Annotated in this window: 19 protein-coding genes; 14 read left to right on the plus strand and 5 right to left on the minus strand. The window is 62.1% G+C overall.

The features are described from left to right. The first annotated feature begins 63 nt into the window (after positions 1-63). The 7 genes from N2597_RS18395 to N2597_RS18425 all read left to right on the plus strand — a co-directional run bounded on the left by N2597_RS18395 (position 64) and on the right by N2597_RS18425 (position 5,853). Positions 64-897, plus strand: a complete 834-nt coding sequence (locus tag N2597_RS18395; protein WP_183598533.1) for an SDR family oxidoreductase — start codon at positions 64-66, stop codon at positions 895-897. A 17-nt stretch (positions 898-914) separates the two neighbouring features. Beyond that, positions 915-1,118 (plus strand): twin transmembrane helix small protein, encoded by a 204-nt coding sequence (locus N2597_RS18400; protein ID WP_038691576.1) that lies wholly within the window; start codon positions 915-917, stop codon positions 1,116-1,118. Positions 1,119-1,529: 411 nt separating this feature from the next. Further along, on the plus strand, positions 1,530-2,108 hold the full coding sequence (locus N2597_RS18405) for a cob(I)yrinic acid a,c-diamide adenosyltransferase (protein WP_009993357.1): 579 nt from the start codon (positions 1,530-1,532) through the stop codon (positions 2,106-2,108). Positions 2,109-2,140: 32 nt separating this feature from the next. Then, complete coding sequence (locus tag N2597_RS18410) at positions 2,141-2,929, plus strand: rhomboid family intramembrane serine protease (RefSeq protein ID WP_039623543.1); 789 nt, start codon at positions 2,141-2,143, stop codon at positions 2,927-2,929. A 186-nt stretch (positions 2,930-3,115) separates the two neighbouring features. Next, positions 3,116-3,865 carry an electron transfer flavoprotein subunit beta/FixA family protein gene (locus N2597_RS18415; protein ID WP_009990411.1) on the plus strand — a complete coding sequence of 250 codons (750 nt, stop codon included), beginning with the start codon at positions 3,116-3,118 and terminating at the stop codon, positions 3,863-3,865. Positions 3,866-3,892: 27 nt separating this feature from the next. Further along, entirely contained in the window at positions 3,893-4,822 is a 930-nt protein-coding gene (locus tag N2597_RS18420) for an electron transfer flavoprotein subunit alpha/FixB family protein (protein ID WP_183598535.1), read from the plus strand. Positions 4,823-4,971: 149 nt separating this feature from the next. Further along, positions 4,972-5,853 (plus strand): 3-hydroxybutyryl-CoA dehydrogenase, encoded by an 882-nt coding sequence (locus N2597_RS18425; RefSeq protein ID WP_038691587.1) that lies wholly within the window; start codon positions 4,972-4,974, stop codon positions 5,851-5,853. A 179-nt stretch (positions 5,854-6,032) separates the two neighbouring features. Here N2597_RS18425 and tlpA read toward each other — a convergent pair whose 3' ends face one another. Continuing rightward, complete coding sequence (gene tlpA, locus N2597_RS18430) at positions 6,033-6,695, minus strand: thiol:disulfide interchange protein TlpA (protein WP_183598537.1); 663 nt, start codon at positions 6,693-6,695, stop codon at positions 6,033-6,035. 22 nt (positions 6,696-6,717) lie between these two features. On the opposite strand from tlpA, the gene argH reads away from it, so the two are divergent. The 3 genes from argH to lysA all read left to right on the plus strand — a co-directional run bounded on the left by argH (position 6,718) and on the right by lysA (position 9,748). Further along, a complete protein-coding gene (argH, locus tag N2597_RS18435) occupies positions 6,718-8,121 on the plus strand; it encodes an argininosuccinate lyase (RefSeq protein ID WP_077992015.1) in 1,404 nt (467 codons plus the stop codon). Positions 8,122-8,273: 152 nt separating this feature from the next. Then, positions 8,274-8,468 carry an LPS translocon maturation chaperone LptM gene (lptM, locus tag N2597_RS18440; protein WP_077992436.1) on the plus strand — a complete coding sequence of 65 codons (195 nt, stop codon included), beginning with the start codon at positions 8,274-8,276 and terminating at the stop codon, positions 8,466-8,468. 11 nt (positions 8,469-8,479) lie between these two features. Then, complete coding sequence (lysA, locus tag N2597_RS18445) at positions 8,480-9,748, plus strand: diaminopimelate decarboxylase (protein WP_077992017.1); 1,269 nt, start codon at positions 8,480-8,482, stop codon at positions 9,746-9,748. Between the two features lie 34 nt (positions 9,749-9,782). On the opposite strand, the gene N2597_RS18450 is transcribed toward lysA, so the two are convergent. Then, positions 9,783-9,947, minus strand: a complete 165-nt coding sequence (locus tag N2597_RS18450; protein WP_164519048.1) for a hypothetical protein — start codon at positions 9,945-9,947, stop codon at positions 9,783-9,785. A gap of 66 nt (positions 9,948-10,013) precedes the next feature. Between N2597_RS18450 and N2597_RS18455 the strand changes: the two genes are divergently transcribed. Then, positions 10,014-12,665 (plus strand): TIGR02302 family protein, encoded by a 2,652-nt coding sequence (locus N2597_RS18455; RefSeq protein ID WP_096761986.1) that lies wholly within the window; start codon positions 10,014-10,016, stop codon positions 12,663-12,665. Between the two features lie 70 nt (positions 12,666-12,735). On the opposite strand, the gene N2597_RS18460 is transcribed toward N2597_RS18455, so the two are convergent. From N2597_RS18460 to N2597_RS18470, 3 genes are all read right to left on the minus strand, one after another. After that, positions 12,736-13,095: a response regulator gene (locus tag N2597_RS18460; protein ID WP_003543311.1), complete on the minus strand. Its 360-nt coding sequence runs from the start codon at positions 13,093-13,095 to the stop codon at positions 12,736-12,738. Positions 13,096-13,262: 167 nt separating this feature from the next. Then, positions 13,263-13,805: a hypoxanthine phosphoribosyltransferase gene (hpt, locus tag N2597_RS18465; protein ID WP_038691597.1), complete on the minus strand. Its 543-nt coding sequence runs from the start codon at positions 13,803-13,805 to the stop codon at positions 13,263-13,265. Between the two features lie 402 nt (positions 13,806-14,207). Continuing rightward, positions 14,208-14,861, minus strand: coding sequence for a hypothetical protein (locus N2597_RS18470; RefSeq protein WP_077992023.1), 654 nt, complete (start codon positions 14,859-14,861; stop codon positions 14,208-14,210). Between the two features lie 205 nt (positions 14,862-15,066). Between N2597_RS18470 and ftsE the strand changes: the two genes are divergently transcribed. The 3 genes from ftsE (at position 15,067) to N2597_RS18485 (ending at position 17,517) form a co-directional block, all read left to right on the plus strand. Further along, positions 15,067-15,723: a cell division ATP-binding protein FtsE gene (ftsE, locus tag N2597_RS18475; protein ID WP_183598539.1), complete on the plus strand. Its 657-nt coding sequence runs from the start codon at positions 15,067-15,069 to the stop codon at positions 15,721-15,723. Next, a complete protein-coding gene (locus tag N2597_RS18480; protein ID WP_077992026.1) occupies positions 15,720-16,733 on the plus strand; it encodes a cell division protein FtsX in 1,014 nt (337 codons plus the stop codon). The genes ftsE and N2597_RS18480 overlap by 4 nt, the downstream gene beginning before the upstream one ends. A 67-nt stretch (positions 16,734-16,800) precedes the next feature. Further along, a complete protein-coding gene (locus N2597_RS18485) occupies positions 16,801-17,517 on the plus strand; it encodes a YdcF family protein (protein WP_170961493.1) in 717 nt (238 codons plus the stop codon). Positions 17,518-17,547 lie beyond the last annotated feature (30 nt).

A 17,547-nucleotide genomic window follows, 5' to 3' on the forward strand; every position in this document is an offset into this window, starting at 1 on the left:
TTCGAGATTGTATCCTCTGGCCGAATATGGGAAACGAGTCCCATTTTGTACAGGAATCATTCCATGGTGGAGCAGCGAACAATCGTCGTCACCGGCTGTTCCTCCGGCATCGGCGCTCATTGCGCCCGGGCGCTGAAAGCCGATGGCTGGCGCGTCTTTGCGACGGTACGCAAAACCGATGATCTGCCGGCCCTTCAAGCCGACGGCGTTGAAGCCTTCCTGATGGATTATGCCCGAACCGAGACGATCACCGAGCTGGTCGGCACGGCTCTCGAACGCAGCGGCGGTCGCGTCGACGCGCTCTTCAACAACGGCGCCTATGGCCAGCCGGGCGCCGTCGAGGATCTTTCGACGGCAGCGCTGCGCGCCCAGTTCGAAGCGAATTTCTTCGGCTGGCACGAATTGACGCGGCAGGTCATTCCGTCAATGCGCAAACATGGCCAGGGCCGGATCGTGCAATGCTCGTCCATTCTCGGGGTGGTCCCCTATCGCTATCGCGGCGCCTATACCGCCTCCAAATTCGCGCTCGAGGGCCTCAGCATCACCCTGCGCATGGAGCTCCACGGCAGCGGCATCCATGTGAGCCTGATCGAGCCGGGACCGATCGCCACACGTTTCACCGCCAATGCGCTCGCAAAGTTCAATGAGAATATCGACGTCGAGAACTCGCCGCACGCAGCCGATTATATCAGACAGTTGGCGAGGCTCGAGGGTACGGGGCCGGTCAACCGCCATAAACTTGGCCCGGAGGCGGTCTATTCGGTATTGAAACACGCATTGAACGCGAAAAACCCAAGGCCACATTATCCTGTAACGACTCCGGCTAAACAGGGCATGTTCCTGAAGCGGCTGCTCCCGGCGGGCCTCTTCTACAACCTGATGCGCTGGACGGACTGATTAGAAAGCTGAGCGGCATGTCCACGGTCACCTATATCCTTGCGATCATCGTCATGGGCATCGTCGCCCTGGTGCTGATCCGCGGCCTCTTCAACATGATGAAGGGCGGCGACGCCAACCTTTCCAACAAGCTGATGCAGCTTCGCGTCCTGCTGCAGGCAGTCGCTGTCATCCTGATCATGGTGACGCTCTGGCTGACCGGCGGCGGCCGCCCGACCTGAGGACCGACCTAACGATAGAGGGGTAAATATGGGTACTATCGCCTCCTCGAACTCCCTCATTCCTGTGCACGTCACAGGAATCCAGCCACCGCGCGTCCGCGCGGTGAATAACAAAATCCGACGGTCAAAAGAGTCTCCCGCGCCCAAGGACTTGGGCGCACTGGATTCCTGTGACGAGCACAGGAATGAGGGAGGTGAGGTAAGCGGCTTGAGGAAGCGCCCCGACGCGGTGTGCGTCGGCATGCCGGGGCGCGTTTGGCGAGAAGGCCCACCCCACCCTCCGTCATCCCAGGGCTTGACCCGAGGATCCATCCTCCTAACCGCTGACGGATGCGGTGTGGATGCTCGGGTCAAGCCCGAGCATGACGGAGAGTGGGGTGGTTCAACCCTCCCCTCGATCGGCGGTGCAGCATGGTGAAGCTCAACAAGATCTACACGAAGACCGGGGACGACGGCACGACAGGGCTGGCTTCCGGCCCGCGCCGCCGGAAGGACGATCTGCGTGTCGAGGCCTATGGCACGATCGACGAGGCCAACTCCGCGATCGGCCTGGCGCGGCTTTACACGACCGACATGGCCGAGCTCGACACCATGCTGATGTCGATCCAGAACGATCTCTTCGACCTCGGCGCCGATCTCGCGACACCCGATACCGGCGAGCCGCCGGCCTATGAGCCGCTGCGGATCGTCGAGACACAGGTCGAGCGCATCGAGCGCGATATCGATCGGCTGAACGCCCGGCTCGGTCCGCTGACATCCTTCATTCTACCGGGCGGCAGCCCGGCCGCCGCGCATCTGCATCTCGCCCGCACGATCGCCCGCCGGGCCGAACGGCTGATGGTGACGCTGGCGCGCATGGAGGGCGAAATCGTCGGCGGGACCGCGATGAAATATATCAACCGGCTTTCGGATTTCCTCTTCGTCGCTGCCCGCCATGCAAATGACCAGGGTCGTGCGGATGTGCTTTGGGTTCCGGGAAAAAACAGATAGGTTTGCCGCGATCACGATTGCCGGGGGGCCTTATGTTCATACCATTTCACGACGCCAATACGCTGAAACATATCAAGGTCCAGTGGGTGACGCTGGCTTTGATCGCGCTGAATGTCGCAGTCTGGCTCTTTATCAACCTGGAGAGCGAACAGGCCGCCCAGGCAACGACCGTTGGCCTCGGCTACATCCCGGCGATCGCCTTCGGGCAGGCACAGTTGGCTGAGGGATTGGAGATCGTGCCGGAGCCGCTGACCTATCTCACCTATGCCTTCGTCCATTCGGGCTTCTGGCATCTGGCTTCCAATATGGTCTTCCTGTGGGTCTTCGGCGACAATGTCGAGGATGCGATGGGGCATATGCGCTTCCTGCTTTTCTATCTCCTCTGCGCGGCCGTCGGCGCGCTTTGCCACGGCTTGCTGACGACGACACCGGAAGCGCCGCTGGTCGGCGCCTCGGGGGCGATCTCCGGGGTCGTTGCCGCTTATGTCATACTGCATCCGCGCGTCAGGGTCTGGGTGCTGGTGTTCTTCCGTGTGCCCTTGCCCCTGCCGGCCTTCGTGCCGCTGCTTTTGTGGATCGGCCAGCAGTTCTTCATGCTGGCGATTGCACCCGATGGAGACGTCTCCTGGGGCGCCCATGTCGGCGGCATTCTTGCCGGTGCTGTGTTAATCCTGGTGCTGCGTCGTCGCGGCGTACCGCTCTTCGATCGGGAAATCGTGACGCCGCGCGCCGTGAGGAACGAAGCCGGCGAGGGTACGGCCATTGCGGCCGGCGCGGACGGACGAATCGAGCGTCTTCCCTGGGGCCGTGGCCGAGGTTAACAGATGGATTGATGTGCACGTAAACGTCAATATATTGCGAAAGCAATGCCCGGCCTGCGTCATTGCAAGCGTTGTATTTGGAGGAAAAACGCGTATCCATGTCGCCATTCGACAATCGAAGCGACGCTCGAGCGCGCATTTTCCTTAAAGCCTCGCTGAGCCAGTTTTCTTGAAGGAAGGACCCCCATGAAGATTCTCGTGCCCGTTAAACGGGTTGTCGACTACAACGTGAAGATCCGTGTGAAGCCGGATGGTTCGGGTGTCGAGCTTGCCAATGTGAAGATGTCGATGAACCCGTTCGACGAGATCTCGGTGGAAGAGGCGCTGCGGCTGAAGGAGGCCGGCAAGGCCGAAGAAGTGGTGGTGGTGTCGATCGGCCCGGCCAAGGCCGAGGAGACGCTGCGGACCGCCCTTGCCATGGGTGCCGACCGGGCGATCCTGGTCGAGACCGACGATCAGGTCGAGCCGCTGGCGGTGGCCAAGATTCTCAAAGGTGTCGCCGATGCCGAACAGCCGGGCCTGATCATCACGGGCAAGCAGGCAATCGACGACGATTCCAACCAGACCGGCCAGATGCTGGCGGCATTGCTCGGTTCGGCCCAGGCGACCTTCGCCTCGAAGATCGAGATCGGTGACGGCAAGGCGACCGTGACCCGCGAGGTCGACGGCGGCCTGCAGACGATCGAGATCAAGCTGCCGGCGGTGGTGACCACCGATCTTCGCCTGAACGAGCCGCGTTATGCCTCGCTGCCCAACATCATGAAGGCGAAGAAGAAGCCGCTCGACAAGAAGAGCCCGGCCGATTTCGGCGTGGACACGACGCCGCGGCTGAAGGTCTTGAAGACCGAGGAGCCGAGTGGCCGCAAGGCCGGCGTCAAGGTCAAGTCGGTCGCCGAACTGGTCGACAAGCTCAAGAACGAAGCCGGCGTGCTGTAATCGGGTTGGAACAGGAGCAACTAAATCATGACCATTCTTCTTCTGGCCGACCATGACGGCAATCACCTCTCCGACCAGACCGCCAAGGCGTTGACGGCGGCAAGCCAGATCGGCGGCGATATCCATGTGCTGGTCGCCGGCAAGGCCGCCAAGGCGGCGGCCGATCAGGCCGCCAAACTTTCCGGCGTCTCGAAGGTGCTGCTGGCCGAAAGCGACGCGCTTGCCAACAATCTCGCCGAACCGCTGGCCGATCTGATCGTCTCGCTCGCCGGTTCCTACGACACGATCGTCTCGGCCGCCACCTCGGTCGGCAAGACCGTGCTGCCGCGCGTCGCTGCCCTGCTCGATGTCGCCCAGGTCTCGGAAATCATCGAGGTCGTCAGCCCCGATACCTTCAAGCGGCCGATCTATGCCGGCAATGCCATTCAGACGGTGCAGGCAAGCGATGCCAAGAAGGTCATCACCGTGCGCACCGCCTCGTTTGCTTCGGCACCGGCAAACGGCTCTGCCTCCGTCGAGGCGATCTCCGCTGCTTCCGATCCGGGTCTGTCGCGCTTCCTCGCCGATGCGCTGTCGGCCTCCGACCGTCCGGAACTGACCTCGGCGAAGATCATCATCTCCGGCGGCCGGGCCTTGGGTTCGGCCGAGAAGTTCAAGGAGGTCATCCTGCCGGTTGCCGACAAGCTGGGTGCAGCCGTCGGCGCCAGCCGTGCGGCCGTCGATGCAGGCTATGCCCCGAACGACTGGCAGGTCGGCCAGACCGGCAAGGTGGTCGCGCCCGACCTCTATATCGCCGCCGGCATCTCCGGGGCCATCCAGCATCTGGCCGGGATGAAGGATTCGAAAGTGATCGTCGCCATCAACAAGGATGAGGAGGCGCCGATCTTCCAGGTCGCCGACTACGGCCTCGTCGCCGATCTGTTCGACGCCCTGCCGGAATTGCAAAAGGCGCTCTAACGAGAGCAGATGCTTTTTTCTTTCGCACTTGCGAATGACTGGAAAATTGTCTCTTATCGAGCTACTACTTACTGCCGGGCGATCCTTCGTCCGGCAGTATTGCTAAAATAAGGCGGCAACGCGGGGGCGAATGCCGCGTGGGTTTGGAGATGAGTGCGGTGTTAAAGAATATTGGGATTATCGGTGCGGGCCAGATGGGCTGCGGCATCGCGCATGTTTCGGCCGCCGCAGGTTATAGGGTTCATATCTACGATCTCTCGCAGGACCGCATTGAATCCGGCCTTGCCACCATCAACGGCAATCTCGCCCGGCTGGTGACGAACGGCAAGATGACCGATGAAGAGCGTAAATCGACCTTGTCGCGCATCACCGGCTCCGCCGATGTCAATGACCTCGCTCCGTCCGATCTGGTCATCGAGGCGGCCACCGAGGACGAAAGTGTCAAGCGCAAGATTTATAGTCAGGTTTGTCCGGTAATGAAACCGGAAGCGCTGCTTGCCACCAATACTTCCTCTCTTTCGATTACCCGGCTTGCCGCCGCCACCGACCGCCCCGAGCGCTTCATGGGCATACATTTCATGAACCCGGTGCCTGTCATGAAGCTCGTCGAACTGGTGCGCGGCATCGCCACCGATGAGAAGACCTTCTCCGCCGCCAAGGAATTCGTCGGCACGCTGGAAAAGACCATTACCGTCGCCGAGGACTTCCCGGCCTTCATCGTCAACCGCATCCTGCTGCCGATGATCAACGAGGCGATCTACACGCTCTATGAAGGCGTCGGCACGGTCGACGCCATCGACACGGCGATGAAGCTCGGCGCCAACCATCCGATGGGGCCGCTGCAGCTTGCCGACTTCATCGGCCTCGACACCTGCCTGTCGATCATGCAGGTGCTGCATGACGGCTTGGCGGACTCGAAATATCGCCCCTGCCCGCTGCTGGTGAAATATGTCGAAGCCGGCTGGCTCGGACGCAAATCCGGCCGCGGCTTCTACGACTATCGCGGCGAAGTGCCGGTCCCGACGCGCTAAGCGGGACATCACCAAAAAGGGCGAATGGACCGGACGCCCGTGAAATGCTTTCCTTGCCGTGAACGGGGGGAAACGCCATGTCGACCGAAACACCGATGTTCTTGCTGCAATGCTGCGTCCTTATCGGAATTGCCGGCGTTTTCCTGATCAGAGGAGATGGCGACTCCTGATCGATATCCTTACGATCCGATCGCACCCTTGATCAAAGTCTTGGCGTCCTCGCTGTCCCAGGCGGCGGGTCCGTTCATGGCGGAGATCAGGCAGCCCTTGTTGTCGAGCAGCAGCGTCACCGGCAGGCCGAAGGCGAGACCTTCCTTTTTCAGGCTATTGAAGACGCCGATGGTATTGTCGCGATAAAGCTGCAGCGCATCGACGCCGGTCTCGGCGAGGAAAGTCTTCGGCTTCTCGTCATCCCCCGTATCGATATTGACCGGCACAACCTGGAACTTGTCGCTGCCCATCTGCTTTTCCAGTGCGTTCAGCGCCGGCATCTCCTCGCGGCAGGGCACGCACCACGTTGCCCAGAGATTGAGCAGCACGGTCTTGCCGGCGAAATGGTCGAGCGTCAGCGGCTTGCCGTCAGGGCCGTTGAAGGACACTCCGGTCAGCTTGCGAGGCTCGTTGGCGGCGACCATTGCGGCAACCTGGCCCTTCATCAGCGGCGTCAGATTGGCGGCGCGTTCCCTCGCCATCGGGCATTCGGCCGAAGCGGTATCGCCGATGCCATTGCCAATCCCCGTCTCCTTCACGTATACCGCTGCCGCACCGGCAACAACGCCTGCAATGGCGGCGATTGCGATCAGTTTTACGGACGGCAGACCGAAGGGTTTTTTTGTCGTCATTTCATTCTCCAGGACGGGCATCATGGCCGAGAGCAACACGGACACCAAATCCTCCAACCAGATGTGGGGTGGGCGCTTCGCCTCCGGCCCGGACGCGATCATGGAGGAGATAAATGCCTCGATCGGTTTCGACAAGAAGCTATTCGCGCAGGATATCCGCGGTTCCATCGCCCATGCGACGATGCTCGCCCATCAGGGGATCATTTCGGCCGAAGATAAGGACAAGATCGTTCACGGACTAAACACGATCCTGTCAGAAATCGAAGGCGGCAATTTCGAATTCTCACGCCGGCTCGAAGACATCCATATGAACATCGAGGCGCGCCTGGCGACGCTGATCGGACCGGCGGCCGGCCGGCTGCACACCGCCCGCTCGCGCAACGACCAGGTGGCGCTCGACTTCCGCCTCTGGGTGAAGGAGGAGTTGCAGAAGACGGAGCAGATGCTAACTGGCCTGATCGCCGCCTTCCTCGACCGCGCCGAGGAACATGCCGAAAGCGTCATGCCGGGCTTCACCCATCTGCAGACCGCCCAACCCGTCACCTTCGGCCATCATTGCATGGCCTATGTCGAAATGTTCGGCCGCGACCGCTCGCGGGTGCGCCACGCCATCGAACATCTGGACGAAAGCCCGATCGGTGCGGCTGCCCTCGCCGGCACCGGCTATCCAATCGACCGCCATATGACGGCCAAGGCGCTCGGTTTCCGCGAGCCGACCCGCAATTCCATCGACACGGTCTCCGACCGCGACTTCGCCATCGAGTTCCTGGCGATCGCCGCGATCACGGGCATGCATCTGTCGCGCCTGGCCGAAGAGATCGTCATCTGGTCGACACCGCAATTCGGTTTCATCCGCCTGTCAGACGCCTTCTCGACCGGTTCCTCGATCATGCCGCAGAAGAAGAACCCGGACGCGGCCGAACTGGTGCGCGCCAAGACCGGCCGCATCAACGGCTCGCTGATCGCACTGCTGACAATCATGAAAGGCCTGCCGCTCGCCTATTCCAAGGACATGCAGGAAGACAAGGAACAGGTCTTCGACGCGGCCGAGAGCCTGGAACTGGCGATCGCCGCCATGACCGGCATGGTGCGCGACATGACCGTCAACACCGCGCGCATGAAGGCGGCGGCCGGCTCCGGCTTCTCGACGGCGACCGACCTTGCCGACTGGCTGGTGCGTGAAGCCGGTCTGCCCTTCCGCGATGCCCATCACGTCACCGGCCGCGCCGTGGCGCTGGCCGAAAGCAAGGGCTGCGACCTCGCCGAACTGCCGCTCGCCGACCTGCAGGCGATCCATTCCGCGATCACCGACAAGGTCTATGACGTTCTGACGGTCGAAGCCTCGGTCGCCAGCCGCAAGAGCTTCGGCGGCACGGCGCCGTCCGAGGTGCGCAAGCAGATCGCCTTCTGGCGCGCCCGCAACTGAAAGAAAGGCGAGTCGGAAGCCGCTTCGCCTTCCGCGCACCGGGGGAAAGACCATCCAACAATCAGGGTGCACAAGGCGGAGAAACTTCGCTATGAAGATGTCCATCGTTCGGAATGAATGATGTCCGCCATATCTCGTACAAGAGGATATCCATGCAGAAGAGCTTGCCGCACCTCATTCGCTTGACGGCAGTCGTCGCCGTCATCGGCCTTGCCGTTGCCGGATGCGGGCGTAAGGGCGATCTCGACCCGCCGAGTGCTGCGGCAACGAAAGAAGGCGACGTTTCCAAGCCGACGAAACAGCCGGGAACCGTTGACAAGCCCTTCCTTCTCGATCCTCTTCTTTAAGGCATAAGTCCGTGAACCATTTCGAGTACCGCGACGGCATCCTTCACGCCGAGAACGTTCCCGTTCCCGAGATCGCCAAGGCGGTCGGCACGCCGTTCTACGTCTATTCCACCGCAACCCTGGAACGCCATTACCGGGTCTTCTCCGAAGCCTTCGCCGATATGGACTCGATGGTCTGTTACGCGATGAAGGCGAACTCGAACCAGGCGGTGCTGAAGACGCTGGGTCGCCTCGGCGCCGGCATCGACGTCGTCTCGGAAGGGGAGCTGCGCCGCGCACTCGCAGCCGACATTCCGGCAAGCCGCATCATGTTTTCAGGCGTCGGCAAAACCCCGTCGGAGATGGATTTCGCGCTCGAGGCCGGCATCTACTGCTTCAACGTCGAATCCGAACCCGAGCTCGAAATCCTCAACCAGCGCGCCGTCAGCGCCGGAAAGAAGGCTCCCGTCTCCTTCCGCATCAACCCGGATGTCGACGCAAAGACGCATTCGAAGATCTCGACCGGCAAGAAGGAAAACAAGTTCGGCATCTCCTGGGAGCGCGCCCGCGCGATCTACGCCCACGCCGCCAAGCTGCCCGGCATCGAGGTCACCGGCATCGACATGCATATCGGCAGCCAGATCACCGAGCTGCAGCCTTTCGACGACGCTTTCAAGCTGCTGCGCGACCTTGTCGCGACGCTCCGCGCCGATGGCCACACGATCGATCACGTCGATATCGGCGGCGGCCTCGGTGTCCCCTATAAGGACGACAACAATCCGCCGCCGCTGCCGGATGCCTATGCGGCGATCGTCAAGAACCAGCTGCGCGATCTGAATTGCAAGGTCATCACCGAGCCCGGCCGCCTGATCGTCGGCAATGCCGGAATCCTCGTGACCGAGGTGCTTTATGTGAAGGACAGCGGCGAAAAGACCTTCGTCATCGTCGACGGCGCGATGAATGATCTCATTCGCCCGACCCTCTACGAGGCCTATCACGAAATCCGCCCGGTGACGATTTCGGCAGCGAACGCGCCGCGCATCCGCGCCGACGTCGTCGGCCCCGTTTGCGAGACCGGCGACTATCTGGCGCTCGACCGCGAAATGGCGATGCCGAAGCCCGGTGATCTGCTGGCCGTCAGCACGGCCGGCGCCTACGGCGCCGTCCAGGCCGGCACCTATAACAGCCGCTTGCTGGTCCCCGAAGTCCTGGTCAAGGGCAGCGATTTCCATGCGATACGACCGCGTAGAACCTATGCCGAGCTGATCAGTCTCGACTCCGTTCCCGCCTGGCTCGACTAAAGCTTGTCGCGCAACGTGTGCGGCGGTTTTACGATCACGGCGTGCGCAAAACAAAGAACCTAAAGCGCGGGAAGCGACCTGAAAAATCGCGGCGCGCTTCAGGTAGAGCATCACTTTTTGGCGAATAAACGTGAAAAGCCGGTATTGCCGGCCGCTCGCCCTCGCCTTCGCCACAAAGAGTGTTATCCTTGTCAGCCATGAGCGTATTGCCCCGCAATCGCCGGAAGCGCCCTCTGTTCCACTTGAGATCGCGGAGACCGGACCGATGACAAGCCCCTTCAGGCAGAAGAAAGGTGCATTTGCGCTCCGCCCTGCCCTTGCCCGGCTGGTGACGACGAAACGGTTGCTGGCCCGCATCGTGCTTTTTTGCGAGCAGCTGCTGCCACCTCTGTTGCCGGTCCTGTCGGTCGCTGCCCTTTATCTCTCCGCCTCCTGGTTCGGTGTCTTCCGCAGTGTGCCGGACTGGCTGCGCATCCTGTTGTTGATCGCTTTCGCTCTCGCTTTGCTTGTCGCGCTCCTTCCCTTCCGCAATCTGCGCTGGCCGAGGATCGCCGAAGCCGATCGCATGCTGGAAGAGCGCAACGGCCTGCCGCACCAGCCGGTCACCGTCCAGGAAGACGAGCCGGCCTCCGATGCGGCCTTCGCTCGGGCGCTTTGGCGCGAGCACCAGCTGCGCATGGCCGAAAAGATCGCAGCCCTCGATGCGGGTATGCCGAGACCTGATATTGCCGGGCACGACCGTTTCGCCCTTCGCGCCATTCCGGCGCTGCTTGTTGTCACGGCCTTTGCTTATTCGCTGTCGATCAATGGCGGTTCGGTCAGTGACGCCTTGCAGGCAGCACCCGAACAGGTGACGGTCGATCCGGCGGTGCGCATCGACGCCTGGGTGACGCCGCCCTCCTATACCGGCCGCGCGCCGGTCTACCTGACCGCCGACGGCAGTGAACAGGCGCCGATCGGCATTCCGCAGTTTTCCGCTCTGACCGTGCGCGTCAGCGGCGGAAAGACGGCCGAAAAGGTCGTGTTCCGCAAAGCTAACGGTCAGGCGCAGGAGATCGCCGTGCAGGCGGACGCAAGCCGGCGCCAGACGGCTGCGACGGCCGACAACCAGCCGGATGCCGCACCGGCCGGCCAGGCCGCCATCGCGCAGACGCATGCGATGAAGCTCGAGGAGAACGGCACGCTCGAAGTGAACGGCCGCCGCTGGAGCTTCGACATCCTTCCCGACAAGGCGCCGGAAATTGCCTTTGACGGCTTGCCGAAGCCCAGTGTCAACGGCGCGCTTGAGATTGGGTTCACCGTCAAGGACGACTACGGCGTCCAAGAGGCCCATGCGGAGATCGTACCGGTCGAAACCGATCCGGAAGCAACGCCTCTCTACCCATTGCCGGAGTACAGGCTGGATATCCCCCGCCGCAACGCCCGCGACACCAAGGGTGTGACCAGCCGGAACCTGACCGAACATCCGCTCGCCGGCAAACGCGTGCGCGTGACGCTTGTCGCCAAGGACGGAGCCGGCCAGACGGGCCGCAGTCCGCCGCACGAGATGACGCTGCCGTCGCGGCCCTTCAACGAGCCGCTTGCCGCCGCCGTCGCCGAGGAACGGCAGGTTTTCGCCCTCGACACCCGCAAGATGCCGCAGGCGATCGCGCTGAACCAAGCGCTGACCATCCGTCCCGAGGAGACCATCCCCAAGCTCACCAACTACCTGCTGCTGGAATCCGCCTTGGCGCGCATGAAGCTCGCAAGGAGCGAGGAGGCGCTGAAGGATACGGCCCAATATCTCTGGGAAATCGCCCTCGGCATGGAGGACGGCGATCTTTCCCTTGCCGAGCGCAAGCTGCGCCAGGCTCAGCAGAATCTTGCCGATGCGTTGAACCGCAACGCCCCGGACGAAGAGATCAAGAAGCTGATGGACGAGCTGCGCAAGGCGATGCAGGACTATCTGAGCGAGCTTGCCGAGCGCATGCAGAATGCGCCGATGCAGCCGAACCAGAACGCCCAGAACATCCTGCGCCAGCAGGATCTGGAACGGATGATGGACCAGATCGAAAATCTCGCCCGTTCCGGCAACCGTGACGCGGCCCAGCAGATGCTGTCGGAATTGCAGCGCATGATGAACAACCTGCAGGCCGGCCGGCCGCAGCGGGGCCAGCAGAGCCAGGAGAACAGTGAGGCCCGCAAGCAGATCGACAAGCTCGGCCAAATCCTGCGCGACCAGCAGAAGCTGATGGAACAGACCTTCCGCCTTGATCAGCAGCTCAAGGACCGCCTGCAGCGCGGCGAACCCGATATGGGCGAAAACGATCCGCTGCTCGACGAGATGCTCCCCGGCGAAAACGGCGAGCCGCAGGAGCAGCAACAGGGCCAGCAAGGCCAGGAAGGCCAGCAGCCCTCTGATCAGATGACGGCCGAACAGCTGCGCGAGGCGCTGAAACAGCTGCGCGCCCAACAGGATGGGCTTGGCAAGCAGCTGGGTGAATTGCAGAAAAAGCTCGGCGAAATGGGCATGAAGCCCGGCCCCGGCTTCGGCCAGGCGCAGCGCGAGATGGAAGGCGCCGGCCGCGAACTTGGCCAGGGCCGCGGCCAACCGGCCATCGAAAACCAGGGTCGCGCGCTGGAGGCGCTTCGCCAAGGCGCCCGTGACATGATGAACCAGATGATGCAGGCGCAGCAGGGCCAGCAGGGGCAAGGCCCGAACGGCCAGGTCGGCCAGGGCGACCAGAACGGCCGCGATCCGCTCGGCCGGCCGCGCATGAGCGAGAGATATATCGAGGACGACGGCGTGAAGGTGCCTGACGAAATCGACGTTCAGCGGGCGCGGGAAATCCTCGATGCGATCCGCGAAAAGCTCGGCAACAATCCGCCGCAGGAAATGGAACGCCGATATCTCGAACGGCTGCTGGATATCCAATAGGCGCTCAAGCGCGTAACCCCGAAAATCGCAACCGGGTTTTCGGGGTTACGCGTGAAATTTCGAATAGGCGTTAGGCGACCAGCGCCCGGGCAACCGCCTTGCGGATATCGGGAAGCGCGAATGGCTTGGCGACGACGTCGATGATCTTTTCGGCAAGGTCGTCGGCTCGTTCGCGCTGCTCGGCATATCCGGTCATCAGCAGGATCTTCAGGCCGGGAAAGGCATCCTTGGCCTGATGGGCGAGTTCGATGCCGTCCATCACAGGCATGCGGATATCGGAAAGCAGCAGGTCGTAGACGCCGTCCTTGAGCTTCTCCAGTCCCTCGGCGCCGTCGGCCGCTTCATCCGTCTCGTGACCGTCGAGCCTGAGCGCCCGGGCTACGAAAGACCGCAGGGAGTCCTCGTCTTCCGTAATCAGAATTCTTGCCATATGTGCATTGCTCCGTCTTCAGCCCCGCGACGGAAATCACCAGACTTTCCTTTTCGATCGGTAAAGATGGCGAAGCGATGGACGGGATGGTTAACAACCCGTCTCGAGCGGCAGCGCAGCGCGGCGCCTCTTTCAGACGTGCGAAGGCGCTGCAGCACTCCCGATCATTAGGCGTCGCCGGTCACTACGCCGACGAAGGGCAATTCACGAAAAGCATAGGCGACATCCATGCCGTAGCCGACGACGAAATAGTCGGGGCATTCGAAGCCGACATAATCGGCCTCCAGCTTTTCCTTGCGCTTGACGCGCTTGTCGAGCAGCACGGCGATCGTGACGTTGCGTGCGCCACGTTCGAACAGCAGCTCCTTGGCAAAAAGCAGCGTCCGGCCGGATTCGAGAATATCGTCGATCAACAGGACATCGCGGCCATGCACATCGCTGTCGATATCCTTGACGATGCGCACGCCCTGCGAGACCGTACCGCTGCCATAGCTCGACAGCGTGATGAACTCGACCTCCGGGGCAAGCCCGGTGTCATGCAGGGCGCGGATCAGGTCAGCGGCGAAAATGAAGGAACCCTTGAGCACGGCGATGACGAGCAGGTCCTTGGTCGGGCCGTTGGCGATCTCCCGCGCCATCGAATGATTGCGTTCGGCGATCTGTTCGGCGGTGAAGAGCGGCTCGATATTTTTTCCACGCACGACAGGCATAAGGCTTGCTCCATAAAAAGAAGGGTAAGCCGTTAGCACATATGCGAGCGTGAAACAGCCTCGCCAGCCAGGAAATTAACCGGATTAGCGCGATCTGTGGCAGGAAAGTCGGCGATGACCCATCCGGCGCGCTAGAGCCTTTCCTGGTTAGATTGAAGCATTCTGTTCGCTCAAACGGAGTCGGATGGTCGACCGGCCGGCGCGCGTCGTAGCCCAGTTCTACGGCCAAGCCGGCCGGTCGAACAGCCGGCCCGTTTCAGCCAACCCGAAGGGCCGGGCATCTTTCCGCCAGGATCAGAGGCGATCGGCTCGGACATACCTTGGGGTATGCCCGTCGCCAATCGCCTCTGCCCCGACGAAAACCTGCTCCGGCAGAATGCTTCAATCTAACCCGGAAAGGCTCTAAGGCAGGAACGATAGCCGGACCTCTGGCACTGTTCCGCCGGCATGCTGAACGCGCGCCGAAAAGCCCCGGCTCTGGCCGCCATAAATGACGTCGACAGGCGGGTTGATGACGACGCTCGCGGTCAACCGCTCGTCGGTCACGAGATCGGCGCGGATCGGCTGCAGCGTCTGCGTCGTGCCGCTGTCGTTCTCGATGATGCCGTTGATGACGAGCACGCGCATGCCGTTCGCATCACGCGGCGTCACCGTCACATGGGTGAAATGCAGCGGCGCTCCGGAATAGGCGCTCTGGTTGGAAAAGCCGGAAAAACCACCGGCAAGTCCGAAGACGAGCACGGCGATGGCCAGCACGAGCGTCGCGAAGCTGCGCAATGAGGCGCGCTGCAGCCAGGATTCCGCAGCCCGTAGCCCAGAAGCCGCCATCGCGAGCATGAACGGGGGCTCTGCGGCGCGTGCGGTGGCCGCGCGCCTGCGGTTGTCATTATTGGTTCTGGCGTTGAACTCCTTCGGTCGAACGCTGCCGAGCGTGACGAATTCGGCGTCAGCAATATCGACAGGGCGCGGATTGCGGAACGGGCGGTTTGCGGGTTCGGGCGGCAGGAAATCATAGGCCCGGCCCGGTGTCCGGCGGCTGAAGAAGGATGCTTCCATGGTGGCTTCCTCGCAGATGTCCACATGGTTTCGCTGCCAGGGGAAATCTGGCATTGAAACGAATCCTGCTCAGTCGTAAATTTTAATGGTTAATGCTTCGCAAAGATCGCCATCAAACGGGCGTCTTTCCGGCAAAATTTACCGGCTGTTAACGGTGTTGGTTAACAAGTCGCACGGTGAAACCAAGAACAGACTGAGCTGCCCGTTGATTCACTTCGAGAATGTCGGTTTGCGCTACGGCATGGGCCCGGAAATCCTCCGGGACCTGACCTTCGACATTCCGAAGAAATCCTTTCAGTTCCTGACCGGCCCGTCCGGCGCTGGCAAGACATCGCTGCTGCGGCTGCTCTTCATGTCGCTGCAGCCGACGCGCGGTCTGATCCGCATGTTCGGGCGGGACATTTCCGAAATTCCCCGTCCCGAGTTGCCGCTGCTGCGCCGGCGCGTCGGCATCGTCTTCCAGGATTTCCGCCTGCTCGATCATCTCACCACTTATGAGAATGTCGCTTTGCCCTTACGGGTGCGCGGCAAGGAGGAAAGCTCCTACAAGACCGACGTCCTGGAACTGTTGAAATGGGTCGGCCTTGGCGAACGCATCAACGTGCTGCCGCCGGTGCTCTCCGGCGGCGAGAAGCAGCGCGCCGCCATCGCCCGGGCGCTGATGGACCGGCCGGAAGTCCTGCTGGCCGACGAGCCCACCGGCAATGTCGACCCGCCGATGGCCCGGCGCCTGCTCAATCTGTTCCTTGAGCTCAACCGGCTCGGCACGGCGGTCGTGATCGCTACCCACGATCTGGCGCTTATGGAGCAGGTGGAGGCCCGCCGCATGATCCTTTCGGAAGGGCATCTCGATATTCTATGACTGAGCCCCCATCCAGCAACCGGGAGAAGACGCCGGCCCAGGCCCAGCAGAAGCGGCCGGAAATGCGCGTGCGCCCGACTGCGCCGATCCTGCCGCCGTCCAACATTCAGGGCAACGCCCTGATGGTAGTGATATCGATCATGGCTTTTCTCGCCTGCCTGACGCTCGGCGGCGTCAGCATGGTGCGTTCGACGGCAGCAAGCTGGGAAAGCCAGATCTCCCGCGAGATCACCATCCAGATCAAGCCTGACGACAATCTCGACATGGAGAAGGCGCTGACGCAGGCGCGCGACCTGGCGCTGACGTTCGTCGGCACGAAGAGCGGCCAGATCGTCGACGAGGCAGCCACCGCCCGTCTGCTCGAACCCTGGCTCGGCCCCGGCCTCGACCTCAAGGATCTGCCCGTCCCCCGGCTCGTCGTCATCACCATCGACGAGAGCAACCCGCCCGATTTCGATGCAATGCGCGGCCTCCTGAAGGACAGCATCCCGCAGGCGAGCCTCGACGATCACCGCACCTGGGTCGACCGGCTGGTGTCCATGGCGCACACGACGGTGCTGATCGGCACCGGCGTCCTGCTGCTGGTCTTTTCGGCAATGGTGCTGACCGTCGTCTTCGCCACGCGCGGCGCGCTGTCGGGCAACCGACACATCGTCGAAGTGCTGCATTTCGTCGGCGCCGAAAGCTCCTTCGTCGCCACCGAATTCCAGAAGCATTTCCTGAAGATCAGCCTCAAGGGCTCGGCGGTCGGCAGCGCCCTTGCCGCTCTTTTCTTCGCCACCGCCGGCTTTTGGCAAAGCCGTACCCTGGCGACGCCAGAAACGGATCAGGCAACCGCGCTGTTCGGCACCTTTTCCGTCGGCGTACTCGGTTATGCCGGCATCTTCGCGACCATGATCGTTATCGCGCTGCTAACGACCGTCACCGCGCGGCTGACCGTCATGCGGACGATCTATGAAATCGATACATTGCGCTCGGACCCGACGCGCACCGACGGCATCGCAAGTTGATCGTGACCATGTCGTTTTGTCATTAAAGCGTCTGTTCCACGCCGTAATCAGCGTATAATCACGATTCATGACCATGGGCCATACGACACGCAACCCGATTCGGCAGGATCCGGAGCTTGATCGCCCGGCGGGCCTGCCGCCGCGACGCGGCCCGATACGCCGCCTGCTGCGCTGGGGCGGCTTTGGTTGCGTCCTGGCGATCGCCCTGTTGTTCGGCGGCTTCCTGCGCTTTGCCGATTCCGTGACGACGCTTAAGCCCCCGGTCGAACCGAAGGCGGACGCGATCGTCGTGCTGACAGGGGGCTACCAGCGCATCGACCAGGCCGTGGAACTGTTGCAGAAGGGTGCCGGCAAGCGGCTCCTGATCTCCGGCGTCCACCCGACGACGACGCCGGCTCAGATCCGCAAGATGACGCAGGGCTCGGCCGATCTTTTCTCCTGCTGCGTCGATATCGGTCATGATGCGATAGACACGATCGGCAATGCCGAGGAAACCTCCAACTGGATCCATGCCAAGGGATACAGAAGCGTGCTGGTCGTCACCAACAATTACCATATGCCGCGCACCCTCGCCGAGCTCTCCTATGTCGATCCCGACATCGAGTTCATCCCCTATCCCGTGGTCAACTCGGATCTGAAGACCCGCAACTGGTTCACCGATCCGAACGCGATGCGCGTCATGCTGGCCGAATATCTGAAGGTGCTGCTGGCCGGCGCCCGCAACATCACCGGCTTCGGCCGTCATACCGGATTGCGCTCGGCCAGCGTATCCGCCTCAGACTAGGTTTTACATTCGGATGGCATCAAACGCTTT

Origin of the sequence: Rhizobium sophoriradicis (genome assembly GCF_025200795.1) — a bacterium.
GTDB classification, from domain to species: domain Bacteria; phylum Pseudomonadota; class Alphaproteobacteria; order Rhizobiales; family Rhizobiaceae; genus Rhizobium; species Rhizobium sophoriradicis.

Bases quoted from the DNA above. Each gene is read 5' to 3' on its own strand.
- N2597_RS18410 (WP_039623543.1), top strand. From the start codon at position 2,141: ATGTTCATACCATTTCACGACGCCAATACGCTGAAACATATCAAGGTC.
- N2597_RS18405 (WP_009993357.1), top strand. From the start codon at position 1,530: ATGGTGAAGCTCAACAAGATCTACACGAAGACCGGGGACGACGGCACG.
- N2597_RS18460 (WP_003543311.1), bottom strand. From the start codon at position 13,095: ATGGCAAGAATTCTGATTACGGAAGACGAGGACTCCCTGCGGTCTTTC.
- N2597_RS18400 (WP_038691576.1), top strand. From the start codon at position 915: ATGTCCACGGTCACCTATATCCTTGCGATCATCGTCATGGGCATCGTC.
- N2597_RS18450 (WP_164519048.1), bottom strand. From the start codon at position 9,947: ATGGCTGACAAGGATAACACTCTTTGTGGCGAAGGCGAGGGCGAGCGG.
- N2597_RS18480 (WP_077992026.1), top strand. From the start codon at position 15,720: ATGACTGAGCCCCCATCCAGCAACCGGGAGAAGACGCCGGCCCAGGCC.
- hpt (WP_038691597.1), bottom strand. From the start codon at position 13,805: ATGCCTGTCGTGCGTGGAAAAAATATCGAGCCGCTCTTCACCGCCGAA.
- N2597_RS18470 (WP_077992023.1), bottom strand. From the start codon at position 14,861: ATGGAAGCATCCTTCTTCAGCCGCCGGACACCGGGCCGGGCCTATGAT.
- N2597_RS18420 (WP_183598535.1), top strand. From the start codon at position 3,893: ATGACCATTCTTCTTCTGGCCGACCATGACGGCAATCACCTCTCCGAC.
- N2597_RS18415 (WP_009990411.1), top strand. From the start codon at position 3,116: ATGAAGATTCTCGTGCCCGTTAAACGGGTTGTCGACTACAACGTGAAG.
- N2597_RS18425 (WP_038691587.1), top strand. From the start codon at position 4,972: ATGAGTGCGGTGTTAAAGAATATTGGGATTATCGGTGCGGGCCAGATG.
- N2597_RS18395 (WP_183598533.1), top strand. From the start codon at position 64: ATGGTGGAGCAGCGAACAATCGTCGTCACCGGCTGTTCCTCCGGCATC.
- tlpA (WP_183598537.1), bottom strand. From the start codon at position 6,695: ATGACGACAAAAAAACCCTTCGGTCTGCCGTCCGTAAAACTGATCGCA.
- argH (WP_077992015.1), top strand. From the start codon at position 6,718: ATGGCCGAGAGCAACACGGACACCAAATCCTCCAACCAGATGTGGGGT.
- N2597_RS18455 (WP_096761986.1), top strand. From the start codon at position 10,014: ATGACAAGCCCCTTCAGGCAGAAGAAAGGTGCATTTGCGCTCCGCCCT.
- N2597_RS18485 (WP_170961493.1), top strand. From the start codon at position 16,801: ATGACCATGGGCCATACGACACGCAACCCGATTCGGCAGGATCCGGAG.
- lptM (WP_077992436.1), top strand. From the start codon at position 8,274: ATGCAGAAGAGCTTGCCGCACCTCATTCGCTTGACGGCAGTCGTCGCC.